At 44.5% G+C, this 5,159-nt stretch carries 2 protein-coding genes; both read left to right on the forward strand.

Features of this window, described 5'->3' with window-relative positions; all coding sequences use genetic code 11:
* The first annotated feature begins 341 nt into the window (after nucleotides 1–341).
* On the forward strand, nucleotides 342–1,535 hold the full coding sequence (locus tag PX481_RS02405) for a restriction endonuclease subunit S (RefSeq protein ID WP_288093494.1): 1,194 nt from the start codon (nucleotides 342–344) through the stop codon (nucleotides 1,533–1,535).
* 86 nt (nucleotides 1,536–1,621) lie between these two features.
* Nucleotides 1,622–4,840: a type I restriction endonuclease subunit R gene (locus tag PX481_RS02410; protein WP_288093496.1), complete on the forward strand. Its 3,219-nt coding sequence runs from the start codon at nucleotides 1,622–1,624 to the stop codon at nucleotides 4,838–4,840.
* Nucleotides 4,841–5,159 lie beyond the last annotated feature (319 nt).

Raw genomic sequence — 5,159 nt, forward strand, 5'->3', positions numbered from 1 at the left:
TCAAGGCTATCCCCCCTAGCCCCCCTTTTCAAGGCTATCCCCCCTAGCCCCCCTTTTCAAGGCTATCCCCCCTAGCCCCCCTTTTCAAGGGGGGAACCGGAACCGGAATCGGAGCGCGGTAGGGGTGCTGGAGGTGAGACGGGCGCTATGGCTGCGTAAGTCCCCCTTGAAAAGCTTGGTAATCCCCCCTAGCCCCCCTTTTCAAGGGGGGAACCGGAAGGGGATAAAAAGTCCCGCTTCTCACCGGTGATTCCCAAATTTGGTAAGTTAGAAAAGGTTACATCTGCGGGCGATTTGTTTAGCTGGAAAATCCTAAAGCTATAGGCGAGGAAGATAATTAGATGACATGGCGAGAAACTACTTTAGGAGCGGGTATACATATAAAACACGGGTACGCCTTCAAAAGTGAATTTTTTGTAAACAGCGGAAAATATATTGTTTTGACACCGGGTAATTTTTATGAAGAAGGAGGCTTTAGACTGAGAGCGGAGAAGGACAGGGCGTATTCGGGAAGTATTCCAGAAAATTTTATTTTATCAAAAGGCGATATTATCATTGCGATGACAGAACAAGATGCTGGTCTTCTAGGTAGCTCCGCTTTGATTCCCGAAAATGATAGATTTCTCCACAATCAGCGACTAGGACTAATTGATAAAATAGACGAAGAATTATTTAACAAAAATTTTCTCTACTATCTCTTTAATACTTATTCTATTCGCGGTCAAATTAGTGGAAGTGCTTCTGGAACAAAAGTTCGTCATACATCGCCCGATAAAATCTATAGGGTGAAAATTAAAATCCCCGATGTTACAACGCAACAGAAAATCGCCGATATCCTCTCCAAATATGATGATTTAATCGAAAATAATCGCCGCCGCATCGAGTTATTAGAACGTTCAGCCCGTTTACTTTACAAGGAATGGTTCGTCCGTTTACGCTTCCCCGGACACGAACACACCCCGATTATCGATGGTATTCCTGAAGGGTGGGAGAAAGTGCGTTTAAAAGATATTGCCGATCTTACAATGGGTCAAAGTCCTGAGTCAGAATATTATAATGAAGATCGATCTGGTTTGCCTTTTCACCAAGGCGTTACCAATTTTGGGATAAGATTTCCAGAAAATAAAGTTTACTGTGCAAAAATAACAAGAATAGCCAATGAAGGAGATATATTATTCAGTGTTCGCGCTCCTGTGGGCAGAATGAATATAAGCTTAGAAAAAATTATTATCGGTCGTGGTCTAGCAGCGATTCGAGCAAAACATAATTATCAGGGATTTTTATATTATCATCTTAAAAATTACTTTTTTAAAGAAGATATGATAGGTAGTGGTGTTATATTCGCCTCGGTGACGAAAGCAGGTTTAGAAAACGTTCAATTAATAAAGCCAAAAGATTCCATTCTCGCAATTTTTTTAGATAAAACAATTTCTATTGATGAGCAAATTAAAATACTTTTTAGGCAAAATCAAAAACTAAAACAAGCGCGTGACATACTACTTCCGAAACTTATGAATGGAGAGATCGAGGTGTAGAGGCAAAAAGAGCGATCGCACCTGTAAAAATCCCTGAAAATTGGCAATATTAATAAAATAAACCACTCCCCCGCACAATCGACCCTATGACCACCGAGGATAAAGTACAACAACTCACCGCCAACTGTCTGCGAGATCAACTTGGTTGGCAGAGTGTCTATGCTTATAATCAAGAGGATTACGGTGAAAACAGCCTGCTCGGACGGCAAAATCAGAAAGAAGTTATCCTCAAACGCTACCTAAAACAGAAATTACGAGAATTTAACCCCAATCTTCCCGAAGAAGCCTATAAATCCGCTATTCTCCAAATCGAAGAAATCAACTCCAGTCAAACCCTTCTGGCCACCAATCAAGAGAAACATCAACTCCTTCTCGATGGAGTACAGGTGAGCTACCGCAACGCCAAAGGAGAGCTAATTAGACAAACCCTAAAAATCCTTGATTTCGACCAACCCAGCAATAACCATTTTCTAGCGGTTCGAGAACTGTGGATACAGGGGGAAATCTACCTCCGTCGCACGGATTTGGTAGGTTTTGTTAACGGCATTCCCCTACTCTTCCTAGAAGCGAAAAACCTCAACCGAGACCTAAAAGCGGCCTACGACGAGAATTTATCGGACTATCTTGATACTATCCCCCATCTATTCGCCTATAACGCCTTTGCGATTTTAGTTAATGGCATAGATGCGAAAATAGGTAGTTTCTGCGGCAAATACGAACACTTTCACCCATGGAAACGCCTGGCCGAGAGTGACCCCGGCATTGTCGATATGGAAACCATGCTCAAAGGAGTCTGCGATAAAAATAACTTTATCGATCTGTTAGAAAATTATGTCCTTTTCGATAACTCCACTGGCAAAACCTGCAAGATTATCGCCCGAAATCACCAGTTTCTAGGGGTTAACCAAGCGATCGATTCTGTGAAAAGATGGCGGGAGGGTGGGATAAAAGATAACAAACTAGGGGTTTTCTGGCATACCCAAGGCTCTGGAAAGAGCTACTCTATGGTTTTTTTCACCCGCAAAATTCGCCGTAAACTAGGCGCAAACTATACCTTCGTTATCTGTACCGATCGCGAAGATCTAGATAAACAAATCTACTATACCTTTGCCGGTTCCGGATTGACCAATAACGAGCAAGAACTCTGCCAAGCTTCCAGTAACGAACACTTACAGAGTCTTCTGGGAGACCATAAAGCCTATATTTTCACCCTCATCCAGAAATTCAACCAAACCGTCAATCCCGACCAACCCTACAACTCCCGAAACGATATCATCATTATCAGCGACGAAGCCCACCGAACCCAGTACGGAACCCTAGCCAGCAACCTCCGGGCTGCACTTCCGGGCGCTGGTTTTATCGGTTTTACCGGCACCCCTCTAGTCAGCAACGACGAGATCACTAAACGCTATTTCGGGGATTATGTCTCCACCTACGACTTCCAGAGAGCGGTCGAGGATAAAGCCACCGTTCCCCTCTACTATGATGCAAGGGGTGATAAACTCTCGATCGCCGTCAACGACCTCAACGAACAGATCGCCGCCAAAATCGAAGAGTTAGAGATCGAAAATGTCGAGATAGAAGACCGTTTAGAAAGGGAATTAAGAAGGGATTACTACATCCTGACGGCCCCGCAGCGGTTGGAGGCGCTGGCCCGTGATTTCGTTGAACATTACAGCACCGCTTGGGAAACAGGCAAAGCCATGGTGATTTGTATCGACAAGCTCACCTGTGTCAAGCTGCATAACCTGATCGATCGTTACTGGAGCGAAAAAATCCAACAACTGAAAAAAGACCTCAAAAAAATTACCGATGACCAAGAGGAAAACTATCGTCAGCGTCAGATTCAATGGATGGAAGCAACCCTAACGGCCGTGATCGTCAGCGAGGAACAGGGAGAGATCGACAAATTCCAGAAACAAGGGTTAGATATTACCAGCCATCGCAGTGTAATCAAAAACGGCTTTGAACTGGCGGACGGTAAAAGAATCAGCCCAGAAAATGCCTTTAAACAAGCCGATCACCCCTTTCGGATCGCCATCGTCTGCGCCATGTGGTTGACCGGTTTCGATGTTCCCTCCCTCTCCACCCTCTACCTCGATAAACCCCTAAAAGCTCATACGCTCATGCAAGCGATCGCTCGTGCTAACCGGGTTAACGAGGGCAAAACCAACGGTTTAATCGTGGATTACTGCGGAATCCTCAGAAATCTCCGTCAAGCTCTCGCCGATCTCGCCCAAATTTCCGATCAGGGACGCAGGGAAGACCATCTTAGTCTCGACCCCACGAAACCGCAAGAAAATTTACTGGATGAATTGGCCCGATCGATCGAGGCAGTTAAAGAATTTTTGGGGGAAAGTAACGCATCCCTAGACGCACTCCTCGAATATAAAATACCTAGTTTTGCCTTCAATAAAGCCATTAACGACGCGAAGGAAGCGATCAATCGAAGTGATCAGGCCCGACAAAATTTTGGACTCCTCTCTCAAGAGGTCTTCCATCTTTTTAAGGCCTGTCTTAATCAGCCATCGGTTAATCACTACCGTCCGGCTCACGACACGATTAAACTGATCTATAAATGCATTCAAGGTGATCGGGAGAAAATAGACATCGCGGAAATTCTCTTGGAAATGCGATCGGTAATCGACGGGGCGATCGATGTAACCACCGAAGCGAGGGCCGATGATACCCCACTGTACAACATCAGTAAAATCAACTTCGAGCGTCTGAAACAGGAATTCGCCAATAGCGATCGTAAGAATACCACCGTCCAAACTCTCAAAAACGCCATCGAAAACCGTCTCCGAACAATGCTCGAGCAGAATCTGCAACGGACGAACTTTCAAGAGCATTACGAGCGGATCATCGCTGATTATAATTTCGAGAAGGATCGGGTGGCGATCGAACAGACCTTCGAGGCCTTATTAGAATTTATTCAGGAACTCGATCAAGAGTCCCAACGGGCGGTTAGCGAGGGATTAGACGAGGAATCCCTCGCCCTGTTCGACCTTTTAACCAAAGAGAATCTATCACCGCAAGACATTGAAAAAATTAAACAGATCGCCACGCAGCTTTTGAAAACCCTAAAACAAGAGAAACTAAAGATCGATCGTTGGCCAGATAAAGAATCCAGTCGGGCGGAGGTTAAAACTACTATTCACAACTTTTTATACAGCGATGATACTGGTTTACCCGTCGATCTCTACACGGAAGAAGAAGTGGAAGAAAAAACCGAAGAAGTCTTCCGCCACATCCGGCGAGTTTATCCGAGTCTGCCTTCGCCTTATTACAGGTCGGCTGCCTAGATTCTGGACTGTCCATATTTCGCTTTTCCGAAGTTGCTGATTTTATATCTGATAATCATCACCGTCCCTAAATATTTGCTCCGATTTTTTGTAGTAAAGTTATACTATTAAGGAAGCAAAGACGAAATTCTAAGTAGGTGGGTATTAAAAATTGTCAGACACCCCCATGATCAAGGAGGATCCCCCCGCCTATCGGCACCCCCCTTATCAAGCTATCCATTAGTCGGATCTTTCTTAACAAAAAGAGAAGAAACTTAAAAAAAGGGGAAACGATTGATAGGTATAGTTTTGAAAGAAGGAATTAAGGTGGAGGTAAGCA

It is taken from the genome of Microcystis sp. M53603_WE2 (assembly GCF_030065435.1).

What these genes read in the sequence shown, in the direction of transcription:
- PX481_RS02405 (WP_288093494.1), top strand. Translation starts at nt 342, where the DNA reads ATGACATGGCGAGAAACTACTTTAGGAGCGGGTATACATATAAAACAC.
- PX481_RS02410 (WP_288093496.1), top strand. Translation starts at nt 1,622, where the DNA reads ATGACCACCGAGGATAAAGTACAACAACTCACCGCCAACTGTCTGCGA.